This window comes from Gammaproteobacteria bacterium, assembly GCA_029880545.1.
Taxonomy (GTDB): Bacteria; Pseudomonadota; Gammaproteobacteria; order Acidiferrobacterales; family SZUA-150; genus JAOUOD01.
In genome coordinates this window covers 40,619-65,576 of sequence record JAOUOD010000015.1, presented here as the reverse complement: position 1 = coordinate 65,576, position 24,958 = coordinate 40,619, and the positions used below count along the sequence as shown (strand labels likewise).

Annotated in this window: 25 protein-coding genes and 1 pseudogene; 20 read left to right on the top strand and 6 right to left on the bottom strand. The window is 50.3% G+C overall.

The genetic code is table 11. The features are described 5' to 3' along the window. On the top strand, positions 1–245 hold a 245-nt coding region (locus tag OEZ10_14115; GenBank protein MDH5634104.1), incomplete at its 5' end, for a hypothetical protein. Between the two features lie 58 nt (positions 246–303). On the opposite strand, the gene OEZ10_14110 is transcribed toward OEZ10_14115, so the two are convergent. Together OEZ10_14110 and OEZ10_14105 are read right to left on the bottom strand one after the other, a co-directional pair. Continuing rightward, a complete protein-coding gene (locus OEZ10_14110) occupies positions 304–906 on the bottom strand; it encodes a hypothetical protein (GenBank protein MDH5634103.1) in 603 nt (200 codons plus the stop codon). Further along, positions 906–1,451, bottom strand: coding sequence for a hypothetical protein (locus OEZ10_14105; protein MDH5634102.1), 546 nt, complete (start codon positions 1,449–1,451; stop codon positions 906–908). Before OEZ10_14105 ends, OEZ10_14110 begins: the two co-directional genes overlap by 1 nt. A gap of 461 nt (positions 1,452–1,912) precedes the next feature. Between OEZ10_14105 and OEZ10_14100 the strand changes: the two genes are divergently transcribed. Beyond that, complete coding sequence (locus OEZ10_14100) at positions 1,913–2,518, top strand: DUF4202 domain-containing protein (protein MDH5634101.1); 606 nt, start codon at positions 1,913–1,915, stop codon at positions 2,516–2,518. 369 nt (positions 2,519–2,887) lie between these two features. Here the strand turns inward: OEZ10_14100 and OEZ10_14095 are convergent, their stop codons facing one another. Genes OEZ10_14095 through OEZ10_14085 form a run of 3 tightly spaced genes read right to left on the bottom strand, consistent with a single transcriptional unit; the run spans position 2,888 to position 4,346 of the window. Then, positions 2,888–3,472 (bottom strand): hypothetical protein, encoded by a 585-nt coding sequence (locus OEZ10_14095; GenBank protein MDH5634100.1) that lies wholly within the window; start codon positions 3,470–3,472, stop codon positions 2,888–2,890. A 52-nt stretch (positions 3,473–3,524) separates the two neighbouring features. Then, positions 3,525–4,034 carry a GNAT family N-acetyltransferase gene (locus OEZ10_14090; protein MDH5634099.1) on the bottom strand — a complete coding sequence of 170 codons (510 nt, stop codon included), beginning with the start codon at positions 4,032–4,034 and terminating at the stop codon, positions 3,525–3,527. 24 nt (positions 4,035–4,058) lie between these two features. After that, complete coding sequence (locus tag OEZ10_14085) at positions 4,059–4,346, bottom strand: DUF1778 domain-containing protein (GenBank protein ID MDH5634098.1); 288 nt, start codon at positions 4,344–4,346, stop codon at positions 4,059–4,061. A gap of 636 nt (positions 4,347–4,982) precedes the next feature. Here OEZ10_14085 and OEZ10_14080 point away from each other — a divergent pair. The 17 genes and pseudogenes from OEZ10_14080 to OEZ10_14000 all read left to right on the top strand — a co-directional run bounded on the left by OEZ10_14080 (position 4,983) and on the right by OEZ10_14000 (position 21,846). Continuing rightward, a complete protein-coding gene (locus OEZ10_14080) occupies positions 4,983–5,954 on the top strand; it encodes a WYL domain-containing protein (protein MDH5634097.1) in 972 nt (323 codons plus the stop codon). Between the two features lie 563 nt (positions 5,955–6,517). Beyond that, positions 6,518–8,398, top strand: coding sequence for an ATP-binding cassette domain-containing protein (locus OEZ10_14075; protein MDH5634096.1), 1,881 nt, complete (start codon positions 6,518–6,520; stop codon positions 8,396–8,398). Further along, on the top strand, positions 8,373–9,770 hold the full coding sequence (locus OEZ10_14070) for an ATP-binding protein (GenBank protein MDH5634095.1): 1,398 nt from the start codon (positions 8,373–8,375) through the stop codon (positions 9,768–9,770). The genes OEZ10_14075 and OEZ10_14070 overlap by 26 nt, the downstream gene beginning before the upstream one ends. Beyond that, the gene (locus OEZ10_14065; protein MDH5634094.1) at positions 9,748–10,956 is read left to right on the top strand and encodes a hypothetical protein; all 1,209 of its coding nucleotides are present in this window, start codon (positions 9,748–9,750) and stop codon (positions 10,954–10,956) included. Before OEZ10_14070 ends, OEZ10_14065 begins: the two co-directional genes overlap by 23 nt. A gap of 2 nt (positions 10,957–10,958) precedes the next feature. Continuing rightward, positions 10,959–11,912, top strand: a complete 954-nt coding sequence (locus OEZ10_14060; protein MDH5634093.1) for a hypothetical protein — start codon at positions 10,959–10,961, stop codon at positions 11,910–11,912. Further along, complete coding sequence (locus tag OEZ10_14055) at positions 11,882–13,075, top strand: hypothetical protein (protein MDH5634092.1); 1,194 nt, start codon at positions 11,882–11,884, stop codon at positions 13,073–13,075. Before OEZ10_14060 ends, OEZ10_14055 begins: the two co-directional genes overlap by 31 nt. A gap of 100 nt (positions 13,076–13,175) precedes the next feature. Then, on the top strand, positions 13,176–14,006 hold the full coding sequence (locus OEZ10_14050) for a DUF429 domain-containing protein (GenBank protein ID MDH5634091.1): 831 nt from the start codon (positions 13,176–13,178) through the stop codon (positions 14,004–14,006). A gap of 71 nt (positions 14,007–14,077) precedes the next feature. Then, positions 14,078–15,133 carry a hypothetical protein gene (locus tag OEZ10_14045; GenBank protein MDH5634090.1) on the top strand — a complete coding sequence of 352 codons (1,056 nt, stop codon included), beginning with the start codon at positions 14,078–14,080 and terminating at the stop codon, positions 15,131–15,133. 108 nt (positions 15,134–15,241) lie between these two features. Continuing rightward, positions 15,242–17,215, top strand: coding sequence for a DUF2075 domain-containing protein (locus tag OEZ10_14040; GenBank protein ID MDH5634089.1), 1,974 nt, complete (start codon positions 15,242–15,244; stop codon positions 17,213–17,215). A 72-nt stretch (positions 17,216–17,287) separates the two neighbouring features. Continuing rightward, the gene (locus OEZ10_14035; protein ID MDH5634088.1) at positions 17,288–18,310 is read left to right on the top strand and encodes an ankyrin repeat domain-containing protein; all 1,023 of its coding nucleotides are present in this window, start codon (positions 17,288–17,290) and stop codon (positions 18,308–18,310) included. Between the two features lie 87 nt (positions 18,311–18,397). Continuing rightward, on the top strand, positions 18,398–18,631 hold the full coding sequence (locus OEZ10_14030; protein MDH5634087.1) for a CopG family transcriptional regulator: 234 nt from the start codon (positions 18,398–18,400) through the stop codon (positions 18,629–18,631). Continuing rightward, entirely contained in the window at positions 18,618–18,875 is a 258-nt protein-coding gene (locus OEZ10_14025; GenBank protein ID MDH5634086.1) for a type II toxin-antitoxin system RelE/ParE family toxin, read from the top strand. The genes OEZ10_14030 and OEZ10_14025 overlap by 14 nt, the downstream gene beginning before the upstream one ends. A gap of 132 nt (positions 18,876–19,007) precedes the next feature. After that, positions 19,008–19,628 (top strand): transcriptional regulator, encoded by a 621-nt coding sequence (locus OEZ10_14020; protein ID MDH5634085.1) that lies wholly within the window; start codon positions 19,008–19,010, stop codon positions 19,626–19,628. Further along, a pseudogene (locus OEZ10_14015) lies at positions 19,585–19,977 on the top strand (hypothetical protein). The gene OEZ10_14020 and the pseudogene OEZ10_14015 overlap by 44 nt, the downstream one beginning before the upstream one ends. Before the next feature lie 277 nt (positions 19,978–20,254). Next, a complete protein-coding gene (locus OEZ10_14010) occupies positions 20,255–20,896 on the top strand; it encodes a hypothetical protein (GenBank protein ID MDH5634084.1) in 642 nt (213 codons plus the stop codon). Positions 20,897–21,134: 238 nt separating this feature from the next. Further along, entirely contained in the window at positions 21,135–21,347 is a 213-nt protein-coding gene (locus tag OEZ10_14005) for a hypothetical protein (protein ID MDH5634083.1), read from the top strand. Then, complete coding sequence (locus tag OEZ10_14000; protein MDH5634082.1) at positions 21,337–21,846, top strand: hypothetical protein; 510 nt, start codon at positions 21,337–21,339, stop codon at positions 21,844–21,846. The genes OEZ10_14005 and OEZ10_14000 overlap by 11 nt, the downstream gene beginning before the upstream one ends. Before the next feature lie 250 nt (positions 21,847–22,096). On the opposite strand, the gene OEZ10_13995 is transcribed toward OEZ10_14000, so the two are convergent. Further along, on the bottom strand, positions 22,097–23,026 hold the full coding sequence (locus tag OEZ10_13995) for a putative lipase (GenBank protein ID MDH5634081.1): 930 nt from the start codon (positions 23,024–23,026) through the stop codon (positions 22,097–22,099). Between the two features lie 332 nt (positions 23,027–23,358). On the opposite strand from OEZ10_13995, the gene OEZ10_13990 reads away from it, so the two are divergent. Beyond that, on the top strand, positions 23,359–24,957 hold the full coding sequence (locus OEZ10_13990; protein ID MDH5634080.1) for a rhomboid family intramembrane serine protease: 1,599 nt from the start codon (positions 23,359–23,361) through the stop codon (positions 24,955–24,957). The last annotated feature ends 1 nt before the right edge of the window (position 24,958 follow it).

Here is a 24,958-nt window from a genome sequence, read left to right as displayed (position 1 = left end):
AAATCACCCGCGTCTCCGCCCTGTACCCACTGGATGATGAATGGATAGTTACCATGTTGTTGGCGGATTACATCACTAACGTCTTTCAATTTGGCGTGGTTTCCTGGGCCTATATAAAAATCTATGACGATCCCATGTTCTCCAAGATGACACAGACCATCGGTGACATGTACCTGGCAGGGCTTGCGTATCTCGTCACCACCGGCGTGCTGGACCCGGCCGAAGTGGCGAAGTTTATATATTAAGGTTGTGAGTGCGAGGGACAAGAAAAGTTGTTCAACGTCGTTAATTGAAAGCGATGTACTATTTTATTCGCTTCACACGAAATCGTTCAGGACTATCGTGTGGAACTGTATTATCCAAAAAATCAGCAAACTCACCAGGAAAAGTATAGATATGGATTTTGCCAGGCTGTATATCAGCCGGAGCTACCGCAGAAGAACGCGAGCGCCTGGTTCGGTCGAAACCCGCCGGATAAACAGAAAGAAAGTATTTTCCTCGTTGTTGGCCAATAACTTCCAGCGTGTAATCACCCTTCACGCGTTTGCGCAATACCAGAAAGCGGTTTCTGAAATGATTCCATTCAGGATCACCGAGATTCCAATCGGTGCCCGGTTCTTGGGCGTATACCATCTCTTGCGTTGGCGGATAGAATTTTCCTGTTGCTGGCTGAAAACCTGAACGCTTGCCACCGGGAGTTGTAAGCCGCAAATGAGCCACTGGCTGGTTGGTTACCAGCGTAATCACAAACTGGTTTTTAAGATCATCAGGTCTGAAGCAACAGCGTAGTTCATTGTCCCACTGGGTGGCCGATACCGGTATGGTAAAAACCAGGCCAAAACAAAGCGTCACCAGGGTAAAAAATGGCCTTAAGTGTTGTTGAAGATGCGGGATATAAGTAGTCATTAATCACCGATTCGCTTAAGCAATATCTCGCCACGCTGGTTGTCTGTACCGCGCGACAGGCGAAATAGGTAGGCATGGATTTCCTTGGGAGTTATCGGTACATCTTTGATTGATTTATCTGCGACCGAAGATGGCCCGTTGTTCACGCGAATAGACAGGGTATAGGCACCTTGATATTGTCCAATGACCTTAATGGTGTAGTCCCCCTCTGTTGCACGGTTGAGCGCGATGATTCGCTTTATTCGCGTTCCCCATTCCGGATGGTCAACGGGGATGTCATCAACAGGCCCATACGCGTAGATGCCCTCGGAGTTGGGCAGGAAAAACGACTTCGATGAAGAGTCCATGCCAATCTGAATATCGCCGGGCGCCGTTAGTGAAATATGGGCAACAGGAGAGGAACTCCCCTTTAGCGTAATGACAACCGCAGCCTGTTGAATCTGTTCTGCAGTAAAACAGCAGCGCATGTCCCAGTCGATCTCGGTGCCATGGGAGGTCGTTGATAGTAGCGCGAATACCAATAAAATTTGATTGATGTGTTTCATGGTGAAGTTATGCTGGATTCATAACGCGTTATATAAACGTGTATATAAATATTTACACTATCTCATGTCATTAGGAATGAATGGAGAATAGAGATTGAAGCTAACGCAGGTCAACAACAAAATAGTGAATATTGTTAGTCTTTGACTAAATCAATAGTCCCCTATGAATGGCATGAGAACAAAATCGGAAGATGGATATTGTCCCGGCTGCTTTTGGAGTAGGCCATCCTCCAGTATCGCCACGTATCCAGCATTGCCTTCAAATTGCGGCGACGCATACCAGGAGCTTGCCCGGTGATTGAGCTATTCTGTCGTCGTAATCCTCCACCCCAAATACACCTTATCCAGTCCACTCGCGTGACCACACAGGCCACGCAGTATCCCTGACCTCTGTCAGTTTTTAGTCAAACCGGTTTTGCTATACTGGCCGCCCGTTAACCCCGCACTACAGGATACCGCCCATGTCGCAACCGTCTTTTGATGCCGCCGTTTCCCTGATCGACGCCGCCAACGGCGAAGACCCCAACACCGTTAATGTCGATGGCAAGGACTGGCCCAAGGAGTTGCTGTATTCGCACCACATGAGTGACATGTTGCAGCGCTACCGGCCCGAGGCCGACGAGGCGCAGAAGCTGGCGATCCGTGCGCAACACATCCAGCGCTGGAAATCCCCGCGCGATGCCTACCCCATGGATCGCATCGGCTACCTCAAGTGGCGCAAGGACCTGTACAAGTTCCACGCCGACACCGCCGGCAAGCTGCTGGCCGAGGCCGGCTATGACAGCGCCGTCATCGAGCGCGTCGAAACCGCCATCGCCAAGAAAGGCATCGCCAGCAATGAAGACACCCAGCTGCTGGAAGACATCGCCGGCCTCGTGTTCATCGAACACTACATGCAGGAATTCGCCGACAAGCACCCGGAATACGACGAAGCCAAGTGGCTCGACATCATCCGCAAGACCTGGAAAAAAATGACGCCCACGGCACACGAATTCGCCCTGTCCGGCGCCATCGCCCTGCCCACACCCCTGGTACCGCTGATCCAGAAAGCCGTCGCCGGCGAGTGAGGAATCCGGGGGCAGTATACTTATTTCGGTTTATACAGGAGCCGGAAGGGATCACGAGCCAAGCACGGCTGCCAAAAAAAGTTGAAGCGTAAGCCAATTGGTTTGAAATAAGTACACTGTCACCGAATTACACATTCTCCCGTCCATTGTCATTGCAGCCTACGGGAGAAATCCCGCCTTTTCCCGTAGGCTGCAACTGAGCGGGACAGAACCAGCAAGGTCGTCATCCCGCGCCCAGATATTGAAATGTGGGGTGCTCATGATGGACCCGCCAGAGTTCTATGCGAGTCCGAGGCGCTTATCCGTGATCCAGGAATTATAATTCTGGATTCCGGCTCTCGGGCCGGAATGACAATCAAAAAAGATAGGTTAGGCGCCTGTAACGATGGTGCGATCATTTTTCAGAGATACGGTTAACACCGGTGGCATGGTGTCCCCAGGCGGTGGCGCTGAAACGGGTGTTATGTGTGTTGATGCGATAGTGGAATCACTGAAATATACCGTAAAGTATGTATTACGATAGATATTATCTGCTATGGGTAGTTCAACAATAAATCCCGTTTGCTGTTGGCCTGGTTGAATATTGTAGGCACGATCCTCTCGTGCCCATTCGATTTCAAATTCCAGTGTTTCCTCTGTACGAACAATGACGCCCTTCCATCCTTGTGGTGAATAGATATTTTCTGGATCGGTTTTTAGAAGCGGGATGCCATGAAAATAATCATACCCCAACTTGACCGACGTGATAGACGCCTTATCGGACTTGTCAATAACGTTATAATGGTATCGTACTTTTCCTGAAACCAGTTCTTGCCAAACAGTTACCGTGGCCGTGTGCTCCTCGATATTTGCGGGGTGGCTGGCGTATGAGGTTTGAATCAACACGGGAATACCAAAAAGCACTATGAGCAAGGAAGCCCAGATAAGATTGTTTATGAGTAGTTTGTATTTCATGGATAACGTGTTGATTGTCCCGACGTGGCAGGTGCTTCGTATCGCTAATGAATTAGAACAATTGCGCAATGGTCTCGATGGGTAAAAACAATTTCATCTCGTGGCCGCGCAAAGGCAAAAAACCAAAGTGTTGGTAAAACCGCTTGGCATTCTCATCAATAGCATCAACCAGCGCCACTTTTATGCCCAGTTCTTCTGAGGCCAACAGGATATGTTGCAGGGCGCTAATGAGAAGGTGGGCGCCCAGGCCCTGGCCTTGTACAGACTGATCACAGGCCAGCCGACCTATCAGTGCCGCCGGCACCGGGTAGCGTGGTAACCTCTTTGTCATGTCCGTGGGCAGGTTTTCAAAATCAACGCTGGCCGCGCTCAGGCAATAAAATCCCAGAACAACATCATGTTCATCGACGGCAACAAAAGTACGGGCAAGGTTGTTGGTATCGTTTTGACGGGCATGGTTAGCCAGGTACTCGTTGAGTCCGGGGTTACCACAATCAAAAGCCGAGCGAGAATGCCGCTTGCCGAGCGGCTCAATGCTGAGCGAAGTGACGTGATCCTTCACGCATACTCTCCCTGGGAATAGCAGTTAATTGCCGGTGTACTTCCTGGCGGCCTTGCGCAGTGCGGCATTGGGAGCGGGTGGCCTGGCCAACACCGCCAGGAACTCATCGCGGGACTTATTGTTCAGCGTTATGCGCTCGTACTGCTCAATGGTTTTCAGCGCCTGGGCGCGCACCGCCTCAATCATGAAGGCCGTCAAATTGGTGCCCGCCAGGTTCGCCGCTCGGGCTGCCAAAGCCTTGAAATCCGGGCTCACCCGAAAATCCAGGCGCTCAGTCTTGGCCGTATCCTGTTTTGAATTGTCGGGTTTCATATCTCACCTGGCTCCGATGTGCCGCTTTTCCATGGCCAACAGTGTAGGTTAGCGCCGCCTGTTTGTACAGACATTGTCCGTACGCGAAACAAAATATCACACGGCCTGGATTCCGGCTCTCGGGCCGGAATGACGAGCGCAAGGCGAAGGCCTGTTCGCTGCCCCCCTCGGGCCGCCCCGACTCCCGCTTTGTCATTTCGACCCCGGTTGTCATTTCGACCAACGGGAGAAATCTTATCCCCCCAACCAACCGCCTCGCCTCTGATCCTGTCATTTCGACCCCGGTTGTCATTTCGACCGCAGGGAGAAATCTTCCTTTCTACCACCCCCTCGGGCCGCCCCGACTCCCGCTTTGTCATTTCGACTGAAGGGAGAAATCTTACCCCCTCAGTCAACCGTCTAAGCGGTACATATATAATGATGGCACCCGGCCCCATTTCTGCACTATAGTTACCCCATAATAACTATTTACCTGTGCGCGACAGGAAACACCGGCAAGGCCGCCGGTGAATAAGTAGCAGAAAGCCCGAACCAACGGACTGGTTCCACAATAATGTAGCAGTGCAAGTTAGCGTAGGGAGCAGGGCGCCCGCCAAGGCCGCCGTCCATGCCCCGACATCATAACGAGCCAGGGACATGAACCAGACCGAGCGCATCTACAAGATCACCCACATGCTGGAAAACCAGCAGGCCGTGACTCGGCAACACTTTCTCGACACCCTGGAAGTCTCACCCGCCACCTTCAAGCGCGATATCGAATACATGCGCAGCCGCCTGCACGCGCCCATCGTCTATGATCGCGACCGGGGCGGTTACCGCTTCGAGGTAAAAGGCTGGCAAGCCCCGCAAATGCAACTGCCCGGCCTGTGGTTCAACGCCCAGGAGGCACACGCCCTGCTGGCCATGCAACACCTGCTCGGCCAGCTGCAACCGGGCCTGCTCGACCCCTATGTCAAACCTTTGCAGAATCGCATCCGCGACCTGCTCGGCCGCGGCGAACGCAGCACCGCCGAGATCCGAAATCGCATCCGTATCCTGCCCCAGGGCGCCCGGCACGTGAGCATCGCCGGCTTTGAAGTCATCGCCAATGCCGTGCTCAAACGCCGGCGACTGCACATCACCTACCACAACCGCGAGCGCAACGAAGCCAGCCAACGCCAGGTATCGCCCCAGCGCCTCACCCATTACCGCGACAACTGGTACCTGGACGCCTGGTGCCACCTGCGCAACAGCCTGCGCATCTTCGCGCTCGACATGATCCAGCGCGCCGAACCGGTAGACGCACCGGCCAGGGAAGTGACCAAAAAAACCCTCGATGATGAACTGGCCAGCAGCTACGGAATCTTCTCAGGCAAAGCCCGGCACACGGCGGTATTGCGCTTCAGCGCCCACATCACCCCCTGGGTCGCCAATGAAACCTGGCACCCCAGGCAAACCAGCAAGATCAACAGCGCCGGCCAGCTGGAACTCACCATACCCTACAGCGACGACCGCGAACTGATCATGGACATCCTCAAATACGGCCCGGATGTGGACGTACTGGAACCCGAAGCACTGAAAAACCGGGTAGGAGAAAAATTGCAGCAAGCGGTGGCGAGATATGGGTGAGGCTCATGTGGCGAGCCTGAATGAATATTCGCGCGGGCGTTAGTTGGAGGTTTAGGGATTTCTCATATTCTTCGGAAAATGCGATTCTGCCTATACCTGAGCAAGCACATTGGGTATTATCAAATCATAACTAGAAAAAAGCCCTCTGTAGTACGCCACCCAATATAACTAGACCAATCAAAGAGGCGTATGGACCAGACAAAGCGGCCCTACAAAATCTCCCGGCTGCTGGAAAATCGGCAGGCGGTGAGTCAGTAATATTCATGGCGGATAGGCGGATAGGCGGATAGGCGGATAGGCGGGCCAAATACTAAGCGAAATCGCGAACGCTTGCGAAATAAACTATACATTCCAAGTATGCGTGCTGACACCAGTACGGTTTTTAGAAGGTGTTCGCCACACCCTGTGTTTGTTATGATGTTGGCGCATGCCATTTTTTGACTTGTTCCGCGATTATATTAACGCTACGATTTTTTGGTTGACATTACAGACGCAGTAATGCATTGGACAGATGTATGAAATGTAATGGAGGTGTGGAGGAGTTTTTCACAAACTATTGACTCATGAGTAAAAAAGAAAAATCATATATTGTTCAGTCTGCGAACCCAAAGGGTTGCTATAAGAACCTCACTGTACGAGGGAGTGATGGGTCATCCATCACTGTACGAGCGCATCGCTTTGCAGTTGTAGGTAAGGGAGATCATATCCGTTTTGGCGCTGTAGGAAATAATAGAATTTTCGTAGTATCAAAGGATGCCTCTGAATCGGACATTCCCTTAACGCCAATATTTTCGATTGATGAAAGCGTCTCTGTCGGGCAGGAAAAATTTGAGTTAAGGATTCGGGAAATAAAAACAGAATTAGATATGCGCGCGTTAGAGTTCCTTGAGCAATTTCACTATAAAACAAATAGCTCGCTGAGTGAGAAATCATGGCACGATGATACTAAGAGTCAAACTGCATCTGTCGGTGGACGTAGGTCTGTGTTGTATGCAGAAATTAAGATAGGTCGTCGTTGGCTTCCAGCGGGTTATATAGATCTACAGATGCCACTAATGATGTGTAAGCCGCGCCATGTACTTTTCAATTGCCCTTACTCTCATCCCAGGCGTGAAATTGCATGGGAGTGCTGGGATCAACATGCTATTAAGAGCTATCTTAATACTATTGTACGCATTGGGCGGGTTGTTGTCAGTCCAGAGCTGCGTGGTCTAGGGGTTACACGACCGATGATCAAAGCCGCAAAAATGTTTGCTGCTGAACGTTGGCATATCGGTGGGATGCGACCAGTATTTATGGAAATCTCAGCAGAAATGTTGAATCATATTGATTTTGTGTCTTCCTCAGGATTTAGATTTATTGGGAGGACCGAAGGTAATATTTCGCGTGTAGTAAAAGATATGGAACAGATGGCGCGTGCACCCAATGGCGAGTTTGGGATGATGAGTTTGCAGCGTAAGTATTATCGTGTGCTGGAGGACTACTGCAAGACATTTCAGATCAGTTTTGAAGAGGGTCTTGAGATATTGAGACGCAAGATAGAGGAAAATAGTGACGCATTGTCGACTGGCGAATGGGCGATTTTGCGTTCGATAATCCGGCACCCTATACCATATTATCTATGCGCACTTGATGATTATACGGTCAGTTACCTAAGGGATGCGCTAAGAGAGCTTCCACTTAGGGAGCACAAAAAATCTAATAAGAGAGAATTTACTGTAAAGAGCACGCAGATAGACATCAACGGTATTTCTATCAGAGCAGCATATAATATTCCGGAGACGCGTTCGACAAAAATCATCATGGATATATTTGGTTTGAAGGGTGATACAGTCTATGCAGACATTGTCCAGAACGTGGATGTAAAGGCATCAACCGGTAATATTATCTTAGTAGTTGGAACAAGTGGTAGCGGTAAGAGTATTTTCCTAAATTCGCTTGATCCTGCTAAGACGTTAGACGGCAATCTCATGGTTAAGCGAACAGGTAATCTGAAATACTCGGCAGGTTGGCTTCGCTCGTTGCGGTCCGAGGCCCCAATATTTGAGGTCTTGGCAGAGAAATTTTCACCTGAGCGCGCGTTTATTGCGCTTAGTCGTGTAGGTCTTTCAGAAGCCTTGGTCTTCATAAAGCCTTTTTGGATGCTTAGTCGCGGGCAACAGTATAGAGCGATGATAGCCGATTTGCTGCTACGGGATGAGGAGGTCTGGCTGCTCGATGAGTTTTGTAGCGACCTTGATCCGATTACAGCAAAGATTGTGGCCCATAACCTGCGTAAGCAGGTTATCGCAAGTGGTCGAATAGCTTTCATCGCTGCGGCTAACCATGGCCACTTTCTTGATGCATTGCGACCTACAAAAGTCCTGATGCTGCGCCCAAGTGATCAACCGGTATGGTTGTCTTATAAGGAATATCAGAATGAGTTTCTCGATCAAGTCGGCTGAGCGCTTTAGCACTGTTATTGAGAAAAGTCCTTATGTGGTCGAAGACCCGCTAGTAAAGACTCAATATGTCTCGAAAGGTCAGAATATTGTTTTTGGACGTACACTGAAAGGGGAAGACTACAGCAATCTTCTCTATATTGGTAAAATTTTAGAGAGCACAAAGGGCAAGAGCTATCTAGGGGCAGATGCTTGGCTGGACACGACGTTTCCCCATGTAATCTACATTACAGGTACGCGCGGGAGCGGCAAAAGCTTCGATCTCGGAGTGCTTGTAGAGGGCATTTCCAAGCTTGGGAAATCGTCACCGATTCAAAATGATGTAAAGCCTATCACGTCTATTATTATTGATACACAAAGCCAGTTCTGGACACTCGGTTATGAGCCGCGCGAAGGAATTCCTGCCAACAAGGCGCAACTTGACGAGCTGAAACGATGGAATTTGGAGCCGAACAATCTAGCATCGGCTAAGATTTACACGCCTCCTAGGTCGACCAAATTTTTGGGTACCGAACAAACCTTGCAGATCAGACCAAAGGATGTGCGGGCAGAGGAGTGGTGTGCCCTGCTAGGCCAAGAAGTGTATAGTTCGCAAGGGCACATAATCACGGCGACTCTCGAAAATCTTGGAGATTCGAATTTTGAGATCGCAGATATGATTACCTATATCGCCAATGATAGAAATTGGCCAGCGGTTGCGGAAAGTTCGCGCAATGCTATCTGTTACAAGCTAGATGATTATCGAAGAACCAACCTGTTTTCGGCCAATGGCCTTCGAATCAAAGATTTCCTAGAGGAGGGAACCTGCAATATTCTAGCTCTGCGAGAGTTGCGAAATGAAGATAAGTCACTTATCACCGCTGTTATTGCGCGTAACTTGTTTGACATTCTTGGCAATCATCACAATAAGAAGAAGACAGCCAACTTTTTCCAAAAACCATTCGACGGGGATGGAACTCCTGATAGGATTTGGCTGGTGATTGATGAGGCGCATGTGGTAGCGCCAAGCGATCGGATTTCACCTGCGCGCAGTGCTCTTGTGGAGTATGTCAAGCGTGGAAGGGATGCAGGCCTTTCACTGGTTTTAGCAACTCAACAGCCCTCGGCTCTAGATGATCAGATTCTAAGCCAAGTTAATATCACCTTCAGTCATCGTTTGAGTTTTCAGAGTGACATTAATGCAGTTGTTAATCGGATTCCGACCAAGGCTGTTCGCAATATGAAATATTCCGGGACTAGTCTGTCAGACTTTGGGGATATGGTACGGGTTCTCGATGTTGGGCAGTGTTTTTTGGGTGACCAGGCTAGTAGCCGAACGGTTCTACTACAAATACGACCTAGAGTGAGCGCACATGGCGGCTACAGCCCATTCTGATCCCTATGCGATCTTCATGCGCAAGATCGGTTACTCGGTCGGCCTAGATTTAACCGCTGCACGCGTGGAAGACTTAGTTACACGTTACCTGCAAGACCGCGATCTAACTATGACTAGTTGGCGTGAACTGGTCACCGGCAGCAAAAATGAAGGGAGCTGGGGTCTAAACGAAAGTGCAGTAAAGAATATTGGTGACTTCTTTTGTTCACTACGACTGATTCTAAGAGCTTCCGGTGATATTCTTATACTTGAAAACCTCGATGCAATGGCTATTTGCATAGAACTTCTAGATGAGGAAGAACGAAAAGAGGCACAGGATTTTCTCTTGCTATGGGCCATTCTCGTGAACGATGGCGAAATATTTGTCAATCTACTTCTTGCAAACTTCGAAGATAAGCAAGCTAAAGAAACGCTGAGGGCGATGATGCTTCAGAAGCGCGCTGACCTTTCTGGGTATTTACTAGGCAAAGCATCTGCTAGACAAATTAATAGGGTTATTATGATCGAGCGCCAAGAGAAGAACAAAGGTAGCGCTGGAGTTGGTCGGTCCGTCGCCTCACTGAAGCGTGCCCAGCCCCTGCAGTATGAAAAAGTATCCGTGCGAGCCTCGGAAAAAGGAGATGAGATTGAATTCTCAGATGATTATTTTAGTAAAGTACCGAAGGTTCGCAAGAGATGGGCAGTATCGCTTGGTCTATGGGATAACAAGATGGGTCTAACTCAACGGGGTAGGGATTTTCTCTTTGGACTCCGGAGAGCCGGGTACGTAGATGACGACGACCGTTTTACTTTCTGGCCGATGGATTATGAGTTGGTGCGTTCTGGTTTTAAGTCCGATCTATTTGGCAAAGATACAAAGAGTCTTTGGACATGTTTAGTTGAATATGGTACTGCATATTCCAGCCTTTCTGTGAAGCCGCATGTCAAAGGTGATGAAGATCTTGCAGTTGAATTCATCGGAGAGATGATGAAGGTATTTCGTAGTTTGCACGTGCGGAAGGTCATGTTAAGGCGGGAACTTCCAATTACTATTGTCTATCCCGCTGCCGTGGCAATTGCATGTGCCCGTGGTAAATCAGTCATCAATTTGCCCGCAGCAATTTCAACCGAACAAATGAGCGAACAGCGCCGTATAGCGCTTAGACGATCTAGAAAAACTGGCGGTGCACTTAGTATCAAGAGGTAATTATGCCTGTCTTTTTGCTTCCCGATTTCATCGCTGACCTGCAAGATCACGACGATGCACACTTTGCCCGGCGGGTCTTACAAAAAACGATTCGCCCAGACGGGAGTTTTCGTCCTGATTCTGATGATCATCCCTATCACGGCATTGAGGGTGCATGGATACGCTATGTGAGCCGTCGGCGAACGGCATATAGGGTCATCTTTATACGGAATGGCGAGAGTATATATTTGTTCCGGGCTGGGAAGCACAGCGTCGAAGATCGGCTGACTGGGCCAGCCTCTGGTGATATCAAAGCAGCGATCCCGGTATCCAATGGCGGGTCATGCGTAATTGATACGATGGCAGCTCTGCCTGCACGTGAGCGCCCGAGAGCTCCTGCCCTCCCAATCAACCGTTTTAAACGTAATATCAAAGAGCCGCAGATCAATCATGAAATATTTTCTAGACGAAACCTGCCTCATAAGGATATCTGGTTGGTCGCGCCATTCGTGAGCGAAAAATTGTTCTCGCCAACCGCGCAGTTTGGAAAGCTATTGCTTGACCAGGTCGAGGACGGTGCTAGTGTGGCCTTGATTACGGCTCCGCCAAAAGAAAGGAATATAGAATGGATGGAGAGACTGGACGAGCGAAATGTCAGTGTTTTTGTATATCCCAGATTGCATACGAAGTTATATTGCTTTGTGTTCGATGAGAACAGGCGCTATGAGCCGGGTCTGCGCGGCGGGGATCGTTACTCGTCATTGATCCTAGTAGGCTCGTCCAACTTGACATCTGCAGGTATGGCGCTTGGGGAGGGGCGATGCAATGAGGAATTGTGCTATGCAGTTCCTGAGGAAGAGATAGCCTATGTAGAAAAGTATGTTACGGAGTTAATGATGAATAGTTATGAAATGACCGATGTTCGCCGGTTATTGGCGCGAGGTCAATGGCAAAAACTGGAGAATGGAAAATGGTGATGCAACCTAGAGAGTATTACAACAAAGCGAATTTGGTGGATAATCCGTTCCGCTCAAACGCGAACTTTGCTGCTGATCCGCGTGCGAGTATTTGGGTTGGTTATAAAAAGCAGATGAAACAGCTCGATAAGTACTTGAAGCGATCACTGGCTGACCAAGTTGGTAATGCCAATTTTCTTATGCTCTATGGGGACTACGGAACAGGTAAGTCCCATGCATTACTCTGGGCGCAAAACAAAATCCTGCATGATAAAAAAAATGAGTTTGATTCAGTCTGTTACTTTATTCCGACTCTACGCAAGGATAAAGGTAAGTTGACCTTTGCCGGTGCTTTTGTAGACGATATTGTCAAGAAATCTGATCTAATTGTGAATGTTCAGGCATATCACAACTTCTTGACAGAGTGTATTTCACTCTGCCGGACTGCAAATGGCTTCGGTCATGAAATCTCGGCGGAGAAGATTATCGAAAAACTAATTCCACCTGTTGAATTGCACAATTTCGCAAAAGAAATATATCACTGTCAGAAAGAGGAAGACTTTTTTGGGCTCATTGCGCCTAAGACATTGACGGATTATCAAGCGATGATAATTTTCACTCGACTCGTGAACTTATTTGTACATGAGATGAATCTATCGGATTCTAACAAGAGGAGATTTAAGAAAGGAGCATATCTATTAATCGATGAGCTTGACGATTTGGATCGGTCTAGCCTTAAAGAGGCAAGGGAGGTCAATGATATCCTTAGACACATTTATGATAATTGTCCAACTTGTTTCTGTATGATTATCGCTCTCACAGCTGAACTATCTCAATTAACGGCACTATTCTTTGATTATATACTCACCCGAATCCACCGGATGATTGAGTTATCGGTATTAGATAAAAGTGACGCCGTGAACTTTGTGAACGAGATACTTAACAGTAACCGTGTCGACCCCGAAGGAGAGGGTGATTATTTTCCGTTTGAAGAAACTGCAGTTGAAACAATCGCTTCACAGCTCACCGAGATTACACCGAGAAAGATTGTATCGACAATGCAGCAGGTAATTGAGGAGGTCCGCCTTGCTGGGCATGATCCTGAAAATGGCCCTGTGAGCGTGAGCTTTTTGGATGAGCATGAGATCGTGGATGAGGTATTGGGCGGCGGAGAAATTATATAAAGGAAAACCGGGGTTGAATTAAAGAGGTCGGGGTGGTTAAAAGTTGATCACTTTGACTTCAATATATCGCAAATGGATATAACTATAGCGCATATATAATGTGAAGATATTTGGAATCGATTTTACAAGCACGCCGACAAGCAAAAAGCCAATTACGTGCGCTGTCGCCGAGATTGGGGGCACTGGGTTATCAATCGAAACTCTCGAGAACCTGGAAGGGTTTGGAGAGATTGAGGCACGTTTAGCGACCGACGGCTCATGGGTGGCTGGCCTGGATTTCCCTTTTGGCCAATCTAGGTTATTTATTGAGAATATCGGCTGGCCGGAATCATGGGAAGACTACGCATCGTTGGTAGCGCGAATGTCGCGTGAGGAATTTGTAAAAGTTTTGGAGAATTACAAGGCCGGACGAGCCGCAGGGGATAAAGAACATCGGCGGGAAATAGACGTCCTGGCATCTTCTATCAGCCCGCAAAAGCTCTATGGCGTACCAGTAGGAAAGATGTTCTATGAGGGAGCCAAACGGATATTGGCGAGCGACGCAGATATTGTTCCTGTCCGCCGACGCGCGAGTGAGCGTGTGATAGTGGAGGCCTACCCGGCGATTGTGGCGAGACGATTTATAGGTAATCGTAGCTACAAGAATGATGTTAAAAAGAAACAAACACCGGAGCTGGAACAGGCAAGACGGGATATTGTCAGTGGAATCCATTCTTCGGTGTTCCAAAGCGTTTATGGCATATCGTTAAATATAGATGATGATTTGAAAGAAATAATGGTGTCCGATGCCTCCGGGGATACTTTGGATTCCGTGCTATGTGCCATCCAGGCAAGTTGGGCCTACTTAAATAGAGAAAAGGATTACGGTATTCCGAGCCATGCGGATAGAAGTGAGGGATGGATAGCAGATCCATTATTTTTCACCGAGTAATGGACAACACAACAATGTCTTGCGTGATCGACACGTCGTGGTTGGGGGCATAATACTTTGGAGTAAATGGAGTGGCTATTTACGAAATTGACTCAGACAAGTTGATCAAAATGCCTGAGACTTCCTTCGCAACCGAAGGAATCAGGGAGCGTGATGATTTGCAGCGACTATTGAGAGAGCAAATTGAGGTAATTGCACCCGATACACTGGTGATTTCGGAAGAGTTTGGACATTGGGAAGATAGTCGCAGGCGGATCGATCTTCTCGGGCTGGATAAAGACGCGAATCTCGTCGTAATTGAATTGAAACGTACCGAGGATGGTGGCCATATGGAGTTGCAGGCTATTCGGTATGCTGCAATGGTGTCTTCGCTAACGTTCCGAAAAGTGGTTGAGGTATTTGGCAGCTTTTTGACTAAACTTGGCAAAGAAGATGATCCAGAGAGCCTGATACTCGAGTTTCTTGATTGGAACGAAGTAAATGAGGAGGAATTTGCTCAGGATGTGAAAATAGTTCTCGCCTCTGCGGAATTTTCAAAAGAGCTTACTACAGCAGTAATATGGTTGAACAACTCTGGCCTCGACGTTAAGTGTATTCGACTCAAGCCCTACAAAGATGGTAAAAAAACGCTACTTGATATCCAGCAGGTGATCCCTTTACCTGAGGCAGAGGATTACCAGGTCAAAATTCGAGACAAAACACGTCTAGAAAAAGTCTCTCGAAGTCAGGGCAGGGATTTATCCAAGTATGATGTTACGGTGGGTGAAGCAGTATTTGAAAATATGCCAAAACGTGGGGCGATATTTACAATCGTCAAGTATCTGTGCGACCAGGGCATTGATCCGGAAGAACTCCTCGGCAAGATTACCTGGAGAAATGACGTATTTTGTGTTTTTGATGGCCAGCTCGACAATCCATCGTTCGTTGATGCATTGACTAAACATATGCACTCCAAAGGAAAGCAGGTGCGACTCAAGCGGTATTTTATTGAAGATGATGAGTTGATATATGCTAATGGAAAGACATATGCGTTTAATAAGTTGTGGAGCACAAGAACAAATGAGGCGATGGATATATTGATCAGCACTTACTCTGATAAGAAGATATTGTATGACGAAAAGAAGTAGAGCCGAAAATTGCGACTAAATTTTTTCATTATTGGAATACAAAACCATTTTCAATAGGAATTGAAGGACCGAAACTCTGATTAGGTTAGCCTATAAGCAGAAATTTGAATGAAAAGAGCGTACTACTCGACGTCAATAATTGGGTTTTGCGAGTCTGGCCCCGAACATATCCTCGGGCAGATGGCGGTTGAACATGCTTTCGATTTAACCCCATTTCAGCGAGACGCCTGGGTCGAGCAGGCGATATTTCTCAAGAGCATTCTGTCTGGCTACGAAGGTAAAATCTATTTCGAATACTCCATACCGAGAATGGGTTGTCGGATCGACGCTGTTGTTATTATCGGTCCGGTAGTATTTGTGCTCGAATTTAAGGTGGGGGCGGAGTCCTATGAATCGGCTGATATCGATCAAGTCGTGGATTATGCGCTTGATTTGAAGCATTTCCATGAAGGTAGCCATAATGTTGTTGTTGCGCCAATTTTAGTCGCTACAAAGGCACCAGGCATATTATCTAGGATAGATAACCTTGCCCATGACAAGTTGCTGTCGCCAATAACGTGTAATCGAGAGACACTGGGTGGCGTTATTGCCGATATTTTGCGTCTGTATAATGGCAACCCCATTGATTCGACTGCATGGGAGGAGAGTGGCTATAAGCCAACGCCGACTATAATAGAGGCAACGCTAGCTTTATATAATGGTCATTCCGTAACAGAAATTTCACGTAGTGATGCCACTGCAGAAAATTTATCAGTCACATCAGGCACGATTGCCAAGATTATTAAGCAATCTCGTGATTGCTCGGAAAAGTCGATTATCTTTGTAACTGGTGTGCCGGGCGCCGGAAAAACCTTAGTTGGGCTGGATGTGGCGACTACTCATATAAGCCCTGATGACGAACTTTATAGCGTATTTCTTTCCGGTAACGGCCCGCTTGTGAAAATACTTCAAGAGGCATTGGCGAGAGATAAGGTTATAAGAGTAAAGACCAATGGCGGCACGATTCGGAAAGGTGACGCGCTCAGCGAAGTCAAAGCATTCATCCAGAATGTTCATCATTTTCGGGATGAGGGGTTGATTGACCTAGAAAAGCCGCCCATCGAGCATGTCGCGCTGTTTGATGAGGCGCAGCGTGCTTGGGACAAAGACCAAACAGTTAAGTTTATGCGGGAGAAGAAAAATCAACCGGATTTTGATATCTCTGAGCCAGTATTTTTAATTTCCTGTATGAATCGGCATCAAGACTGGGCAACGATTGTGTGCCTAGTGGGTGGTGGCCAAGAGATCAACACGGGGGAGGCTGGTATAAAAGAGTGGTTTGAGGCCATAGAGAGTGAGTTCCCGCATTGGAAAATATATGTCTCCGACCGTCTTATAGATAGTGAATATGGTGCTGGCGAACTCGTGCGTCGTGCTAAACAAAACTCCATGACGAAATTGATACCAGAACTGCACTTGAGTACATCAGTGCGATCGTTCCGGAGCGAAAAGGTATCCTTGTTTGTGAAACAATTACTCGATTTGGAAGAGAAAAGCGCACGGGCGAGTCTGGAGTCCATCCAAACAAACTATCCAATTGTCATGACGCGCGACCTTCGGAAAGCCAAAGATTGGGTTAGGAATAAGGCAAGAGGAACAGAACGTTATGGCATGGTCGTTTCCAGTCAGGCGGAACGATTAAAGCCACATGCAATCGATGTTCGTGTGAAAGCAGATCCTGTGCATTGGTTTTTGGATGGGAAAGATGATGTTCGATCCTCTTATTATTTAGAAGATGTAGCTACTGAATTTGATGTGCAAGGTTTGGAGTTGGATTGGGTATTGATGGCTTGGGATGCCGATTTTCGTTTTTCTGGTGATAAATGGGAAAACTGGTCATTTCGTGGAAATAGATGGCAGCGAATCAACAAGGTCGAAAGGCAGATGTATCAGAAAAACGCTTACCGAGTCCTGCTGACTCGTGCCAGACAGGGCATGGTGTTGTTTGTGCCCGAGGGTGACGACGATGATCATACGAGGCCGAGGAAATACTACGACTCAACCTATAATTATTTGAAACATGTTGGTGTAGCAGAGTTATAACTGTTCCATTGGCTCACCCCCTGAGCCACTCCCTTTGTTAGGCTGTCTGTATCTTCTATCCAGGAGTTGCCGATGCCGGATTCTGACCATACCCAACCGGGTTCTGCCGCGGCGGGTGATCCGTCGCTGGTGTATTTCTCCCTGGAGCAGGCGGTGCTGCAGGCCGATTGGCCGGCGGTGGAGGCGATGCTGCGCCACGGCAGGATTCGGGTGAATGATACCGGCCGGGTGCTGCTGGCGAAGTGGCTGCCGGAGTCGGCGCCGCTGAGCGTGTTGGTGTGTTACCTGGAGCAGGGTTATGCGCCGAACATCGCGTTTTTCGATAACGTGACCTTGTTGGCGCGGGCGGCGCGCAACAACCGCGCGGACATGGTGCAGCCGCTCATCGACTACGGCGCGGAGCTGGATTTTCGTGACGTGGTGACGCATCGCACGGCGGTGGATTGGGCGCTGGATGCCGGTCACGAGGCCTTGGCCATGGCGATGCTGGATCGCGCCCGGATGCTGTGCCGGGCGTCGTTCGGTTCCATGTTGCGGTCCGCGTTCTCGGAGGCGGTGCGCGCCGGCCGCCTGGTATTCCTCGAGGGCTTGGTGGCGCGCAATGTCCACGGTTTGATTCCGCTTGATCAACGCGAGCAGAAGCTGGCCGAGGCGCTGCGCCGGGGTGCCAATGGCTTGTCCCTGTGCCTGATCGACCTTTGTGAGTCGATGAATCACTACCGTGACCGGGTGGGTGACAGCCTGCTGGGCGCGGCCTGCGAGGGCGCCAATGTGCCGGTGATTGAGAAACTGATCGCCCGCGGTGGCGATATCCACCACCGCAATAATCTCGGTGAGTCCTTGTTCAAGAAGCTGGCCTGGTGGAGCGGCCACGGCGGTATTCCGGATGAGAGCGCCAATCACGTGAAGATCATGCGCCGGGCGATTCATGATTGCCTGCTGAAACACGGCGCCGACCCGTCAGACCCGGACCCGTTTTTGCGCCTGTGGAATGAAGCCGCAACGCGAACCGACCTAAGCGATGCGGACAAGGCCGACTGGGTGGACCGGGAACTCAAGAAATTGAGGGACAGTATACCTGGTCAACGGAGTTGAGCGGCGACGATGACCGGCTGTACCAGAGTGTGGCGTCTTGACGCTATAACGTCATAGCGTTATGTTGTGACTCGGAGGTACACCGCTATGGGCGAATTATCCAAACGAGCAACCGTTTACTTTGAGCCGGAAATTCATCACGCCTTGCGCGTGAAAGCGGCAACGACAAACCAATCCGTGTCTGAGGTGGTTAACGATGCAGTGCGCCTGGCCTTGCGGGAGGATCAGGAGGACCTCGGCGCATTCGAGGAACGAATTGCGGAGCCGACCCTCAGCTACGAAGCCCTGCTGAAAGATCTCAAGTCGCATGGCAAGTTATGAGCTCGTCTTCAAGAAATCCGTTGCCAAAGATTTACGCAGTATCCCGAAACGAGACGTTGGCCGTATTCTGAAGAGAATCGAGGCGCTGCGCCATGATCCGCGCGGGGATGGCTGTGTAAAACTTTCCGCGCAAGAACGGTATCGGGTGCGGTTGGGTGTGTACCGGGTCGTGTATGAAATCCGTGATAACGAACTCGTCGTCCTCGTGGTCAAAGTGGCCCACCGTTCCACTATCTATGAATAAGGGTGCGGGGACAGTATCCCTATCAAAGAAAATTGAGCCGGGTGGGGCAGAGCGATGATGCTCCTGTGCAGACTTGAAAAGCCCCAATTTGGGGCCTATAGTACCCAATTTGGGGCCTATCGAGGGGTTGAGATGCTGCCCACGTCCATTGGCGACGCGCTGTTTACCAAAACCCAGCAACGGGTGTTAAGCCTGCTGTATGGCAAGCCGGACAAGAGTTTTTATACCAACGAGATCGTGCGCTGGGCCGATATGGGTCGTGGCACGATAAAGCGCGAACTGGATCGTTTAGTGTCGGCGCATTTGCTGGTCATGTCCCGCGAAGGCAACCAGCTGCATTACCAGGCAAACAGTGACAGCCCGATTTACGCAGAGTTGCAGTCCATCGTCAGAAAAACCTTCGGCGTGGCGGACGTCATCCGCGATGCGCTGATACCGTTTTTGGGCCAAATTGAATTGGCGTTTGTGTATGGCTCTATTGCCAAACAAACTGATCAAAAGAGCAGTGACATTGATTTGATGCTGGTAGGAGAAGATCTGGCTTACGGTGATGTGATGGAAAGCCTTGCACCGGCGGAACACTCTCTGCAACGGCCTGTTAACCCGACGATTTATTCCAGGACGGAATTTGAGTCGAAGCTAAATGAAGGGCGCAGTTTTTTGGTGCGCGTATTGGAGCAACCCAAGTTGATGATTAAGGGAGTAATCAATGACTTTACAAAACCTGGTACGAATTCGGGAACTTCAGATTGAGCCGGCGGACCGTCGCGAATTTGGGGGATTGCTGACAGCGGCGATTGACCGGCTGAGAGATGCCGAAAATCCGGACCTTGCCTACTCAAGTCGATTTGACCTGGCCTATAACGCGGCACATGGTTTGGCACTCGCCGCGTTGAGGGCGGCGGGCTACCGGTTGGACAAACGTTACGTGGTATTTCAATGCCTGGCGCACACCGTAAGCCTGAAAAAAGGTGCGCTGCGACTATTCGCGGTCTGCCATGAGCGACGTAACCTTGCTGTGTATGAAGGATCCCTGGAAACAGACGAGCAGTTCCTGGAAGAATTGATAGCGAACACCAAGGAGTTGGCGAGCCGTGTTGAGACGATGCGGGCGCCTTGGCGTGCGCAAGAGAATCGACAGAATCGTTGCGTGACTATCGGTAGTGCTCGAGTGAACCGGTCGGCCGCGTCGAGATTTGCCTGGGTTGGATCCGTCATGACGTTGAGAGCCTCCGCTGCGAGAACGTCAACACATGGCATGGGCTGTCGAAAGCTGACATAATGCTCCCGCGTTTCGGGATGAAGCGCATACTACAAAGAGTGGGATGGCCATGAAGTCCGGTGCAAAAACCGTTGGCCTATGTAGTGGGGGATTTATCATGCGTAATCGTTTTGCCTTGATCGCCGTTGTGGCGAGTGTTGTGTTTGGATTGGCCATCGCCCAGGATGTGGAGGCGAAGGGCAAGCTCTCGTTTAACGGCAATTTCAGTGGTGATAACGCCGGTGTCGGTTTTCATCGCATCGTTGTTGCCGCGCCCAATGTCGTGCCGGCATTCCGCGCCCAGATTGAAAAGCGTTTTCAGAACTACGTCAAAAAGTACTCTCGCGGTCGCACCGAGGTAGTGCGGTTTGAAGACGTGATGCCGCAAAAAGATTCCTACAGCGCCAAGGAAGTGTTGAAGCAGTTGAAGGCCAACAACTTCGACGGTGCCGTGATTATTGATATCCAGCAAAACCTGAGGCGTGTCGTCGACAAAGACAGCCCAGATGTTATGCCGTCAGACATGCCCAAGGCGCTGCAGTTTGCCGCCAGCCATCGGCACCAGCCCGCTTATGGCGCCAAGTACCAGCCAACGACGGTGAGAGTGTTTGATCTGAACAGCGGCAAGGTCGTGTTCGAAGGCAGCGGGTTTGTGAATGCCACGCCGAGCTCCAAAAAGTGGCACAAGCTCAGCGGTGACTTCCTGGCCTTGAAGCTGGCGAAGTATCTGCGCAAGGGCAGTTTGCTCGCCCCAAGGTAAGGCGCTGACCGGCCCGTATCCCAAAAAACTCCCTGCCTGCCCGGACGCATGATGCTGTGCCCGGGCCGGGCCGCCAGTAGGCAGCACCCAGCTCGCCCGATCTCGCTACGCCCGCATTAGCAAACGCGTTTCAATCCCATTTATTTGCCCTGTATTGGCAGGCTCATGTGCTGAGCCAGTGCCGCGGTAGAGTGTTGCCCCGTGCAGTACCTGTGACTAAAGAACCCGGGGGATGCCTATGACAACAGCAAAAAAAGAAAATGCAGAGAGTAAGCCGACACAGGGACGTGAACCGGACTCCTTATCGGAGCCATCACTGCCCTCAAGCTCGGGAAAGAAACTGAAGCTCAAGCCAACCATTACCGGCAGCCGTATATCGACCAAGGGCGGTGGCGTCGGCATCAGATTGTCCCTGGGTTATGAGATGGCGGTGAGTGACGATGCCGAATAGTTGGGTCCGTTGGGAGAGCTGGGGCGAGCTGCTTCACCCTGATCGTTTGAAAGGCTGTCACCGGGTGAAATTTTACCGACGTATCGCCGCTGAAATTTTTGCCGCCAAAACCATTGCCCGTGAGCTATACGCCGAAGAGCTGTTGATCAACCACAAGTATGGTTTACCCAACCAGCGCGCCTTTGAAGAGCGCAAGAACAACTACCGCTACCGTATGCGCGTGCATTTGTTTGATCTGTCGTATATCAATGATGAATTCGGCGAGCCTGAAGGTGATCACATCGTAATAAGCCTGATAAAGCAGCTCCGGGAAAAATCCGAGGAGGTGTTTCACTTCAGTGGCTGCTTTTTTGTCTGTGTCTTTAATGACTTCACCAGCATGGCCAAGACCATCGAGGCGCTGAGCGGTTGGTTGCTGACCTACAAGGTGGCCATTGCCGGTGCCGCGCGCGGCAAGGGGCTGGAGGCGCATTTCGAATTGCGTTACGAAGCCATGTAATGGCAGGGGAGCAGAATGTTGACTACAAGCATCAACATGCAAAAATCCTCGCGCCGCTTGCCTGTTGTGTAAACCGGATAAGGCCAACGGTGTGAATAACAAACCAACGCCGAGGCTCGACTCCACGGTGCCGGTTGATAATGTCAATCAAGCGGAATTTAATCTTGCCGGGCAGGCCGGGTTCGTGCATCGCACCGGGCACCCTGCCAGGTATTTTTCGAGGCACCCGGGTACGTATGACTCAAGCCTGTTACTGGTAAAGTTGTTTCAAAAGCATGGCCAGTCTTGCCTGTTGTTCGGGCGGCGTACTGTCCATAATGCGCTTGTCCTGCAGGATCGCGATCAGCTTGTCCGGCGCGACCTTGTAGTCCCCGACAATTTCAGCATGGCCGGCGTCGACTTCCAGGTTTTCGACAACCTGGATGTTATCCACTTTATCAAAATACTGTTCTTCGATATTGAAGACATGATCGTCCTCGACACAGGCCCCGGTGTCATCAAACTTCCGGCACGTGCCGCGCTCGTCGGTAACGATTTTCACATGACGCGTGACCTGGTCGAGAAGCGTACCCGGTTGCTGAATGAAATATGACGGCTGGGTGATTTCATACCACTTGTCACCGCTGACCAGTTTGCAGATCGGTACGGCGAGGCCAAGGGTTAACCAGCGAAAGGTTGTTGAGCCACAGTGATCGGCCGCGGAAATGCCGGCATAGGGTGTCGAGATGGTGACAAGCGTCAGGTTATTTTGTTCAGCCTGCAGGCGGTTATCACGTTCCTTGATCAAGGCGCGCCGGGATATCAAGCCGCCCTGGCTGTGGCCGATGACGGTCATCGCCTTGTTGTCCATTTTTGTGGAAAGCGCGTCCAGCGCCGTAATCAGTTCCGCCGAGCTTTGCGTCAGGCTGTCACGATCGTTGTAGTTGAAACACACCGCCTGCTGGCCATGAAACGCAAACACTTCGGCGAGCGAACGAAACAGCGCCGCGGAACCGGTGCAGCCATGAACAATGACGGTTACCGGCTCATGTGAGTTCAGGTGCAGGGTAGTGTCTTTGCTGTTTGTGCACGGGCTCAGGCCGGGAATCTTGGCCGAGAAATCCGGTTTTGGCAGGTTGCGATCATCGATATAGCCGTATTGAGGATCCGAAGGCACGGGTGTCGCGCATGCGCCTAACATGGCCAATGTGCATACCGCTATAAAATGCGAAATCCTGGTCATCATGCTCTCCGATTCGGCTACTGTATCGATTATGTCTTGGCTTGGTGGTCACAACAGTATCAGCCCGGGCATCGACTAGTGAATAGTAATTGGGAGTTAGCTTGGGAATTTCACCAAAATTTACGTTACAACCCGTTTCGATGGCTGCTGCGCCTGATCACCGGCGATCCCGTGTTGCCTGCAACCTGACTGGCAACGGGTTTTTGGCCTGACAGGAACGGGGAGGATAGACTATAGTGTAGTAATTACCCGGTTTTTCTGGCGAGCCATCTAACCCGGAAGGAAACTCAATGTTTATTCCCATTGGCCCGAAAATTCATCTCACCATTATTCCGTGGACAACGGTATTGATCGCGCTGTTATGCACGTTTACCACCTGGCAGCAGCAGCGTAGCAACCGTGCCATTGAAAGCCATGCGGAGAAATTTTGCACTGTCGAGATAGTCGCGCAGTTGCAGGATACGCACCCGTCGCTGTCGGCATATGACCAGGAGAGGTGCGTCTGGCTATTGGGACACATCTTGATGCGTAGTTATTACGATGGCCAAGATCACCTGCAGTGGCACCTGGACCTGGTCGAGAAAAAACTGGGCAGGGAAGCGTCGGCGCAGTTCCAGCAACTGTTTGATGGTTATGCCAAGTCTGCGCCGCCGTATCTTACTGCCAGCCTGTGGGAGGATGTGAATCGCTGGAACCCGTTGCGTTCGCTTACCGGTTCGTTGGCCCACGGTAGCTGGGATCACCTGGTGGGTAACCTGTTTTTCTTTTTTGCCTTTGCCCTGATCGTGGAAACCGCCATCGGTTCCGGGCGGTTCCTGTTGATATGCATCGCCATGGCGCTGGGAATCGGCGTATTGCAAAACGTGTTGGCCTTTGGTGAGCGTACGGTCACCGTCGGCCTGTCCGGCGTGGTCATGGCCACCATGACGCTGGCGGCGTACCTGGCGCCAACGGTGAAGATCCGATTCTTCTACTGGTTTTTTGTGCACCTGGGCGTGTTAATGGTGCCGTTGTGGGCTATTGCTATCTGGTATGTCTTCTGGGATTTATACGACCAGTTGATCTTCCGTGGCTTGTTCAATATCAATTATATCGCTCACCTGTGTGGCGCCGTAATGGGCCTGGTGCTGGGAATGACCCTGTATCGTGATCGACGCGAGAAACTGGCGGATAACATATTTGTCGATGAGCGTGACCCATTGCAGGACGAAACCTGGCTGCAAAAATTCAATGCTATTTTCGCTACACCGGTAGTCTTGGGATTTGCGTTTGTCTTCCTGTTTGTATTGCTCGGACTGGTGTTCAAGCTGATTGTTGATTTTGCCCTGCAGCTGGTTATCGTTTCACCCGTTCTGTTTGCCATCTGGGGCATGAAGCGTATCGAGAAGCAGGCGCGACCGGACTGGGAACGTTTCCAGGAAGCAATGCAGTACGTCAGGGACGAGGATGACGTGGAAGCGGTGAAGCATTTGCAGCCGTTGGCGCAATCGGGGTATTCCAGAGCGCAATATGAACTGGCGTGCTTGCTGCAGCGTACCCGGCGCATGCATCGTGAATACAAAGAGGCGGCAGACTGGCTGACGCGCGCCGCCAAGGCCGGTCATGCGCAAGCACAGTACCGCCTCGGCAACTGTTACGTGGAGGGCATGGGCCTGGACAAGAATATTGACCAGGCCATGCATTGGTATGAAAAGGCCATGAAAAACGGTCTCGCCGATGCTGCCATGACGCTGGCGCACCTGTGGCTTAATCATCCGGAAAAACCGCGGCGTGATCGTGAGCGCGCGGTCAGTGCCTATCAACAAGCGGCGGTTTTGTTCGCCCGTAATGGCGATAAAGAGGGCGAGCAAGTGGCGTTGGCCAGCGCCGCCCAATGCCAGCCGGCGTGAC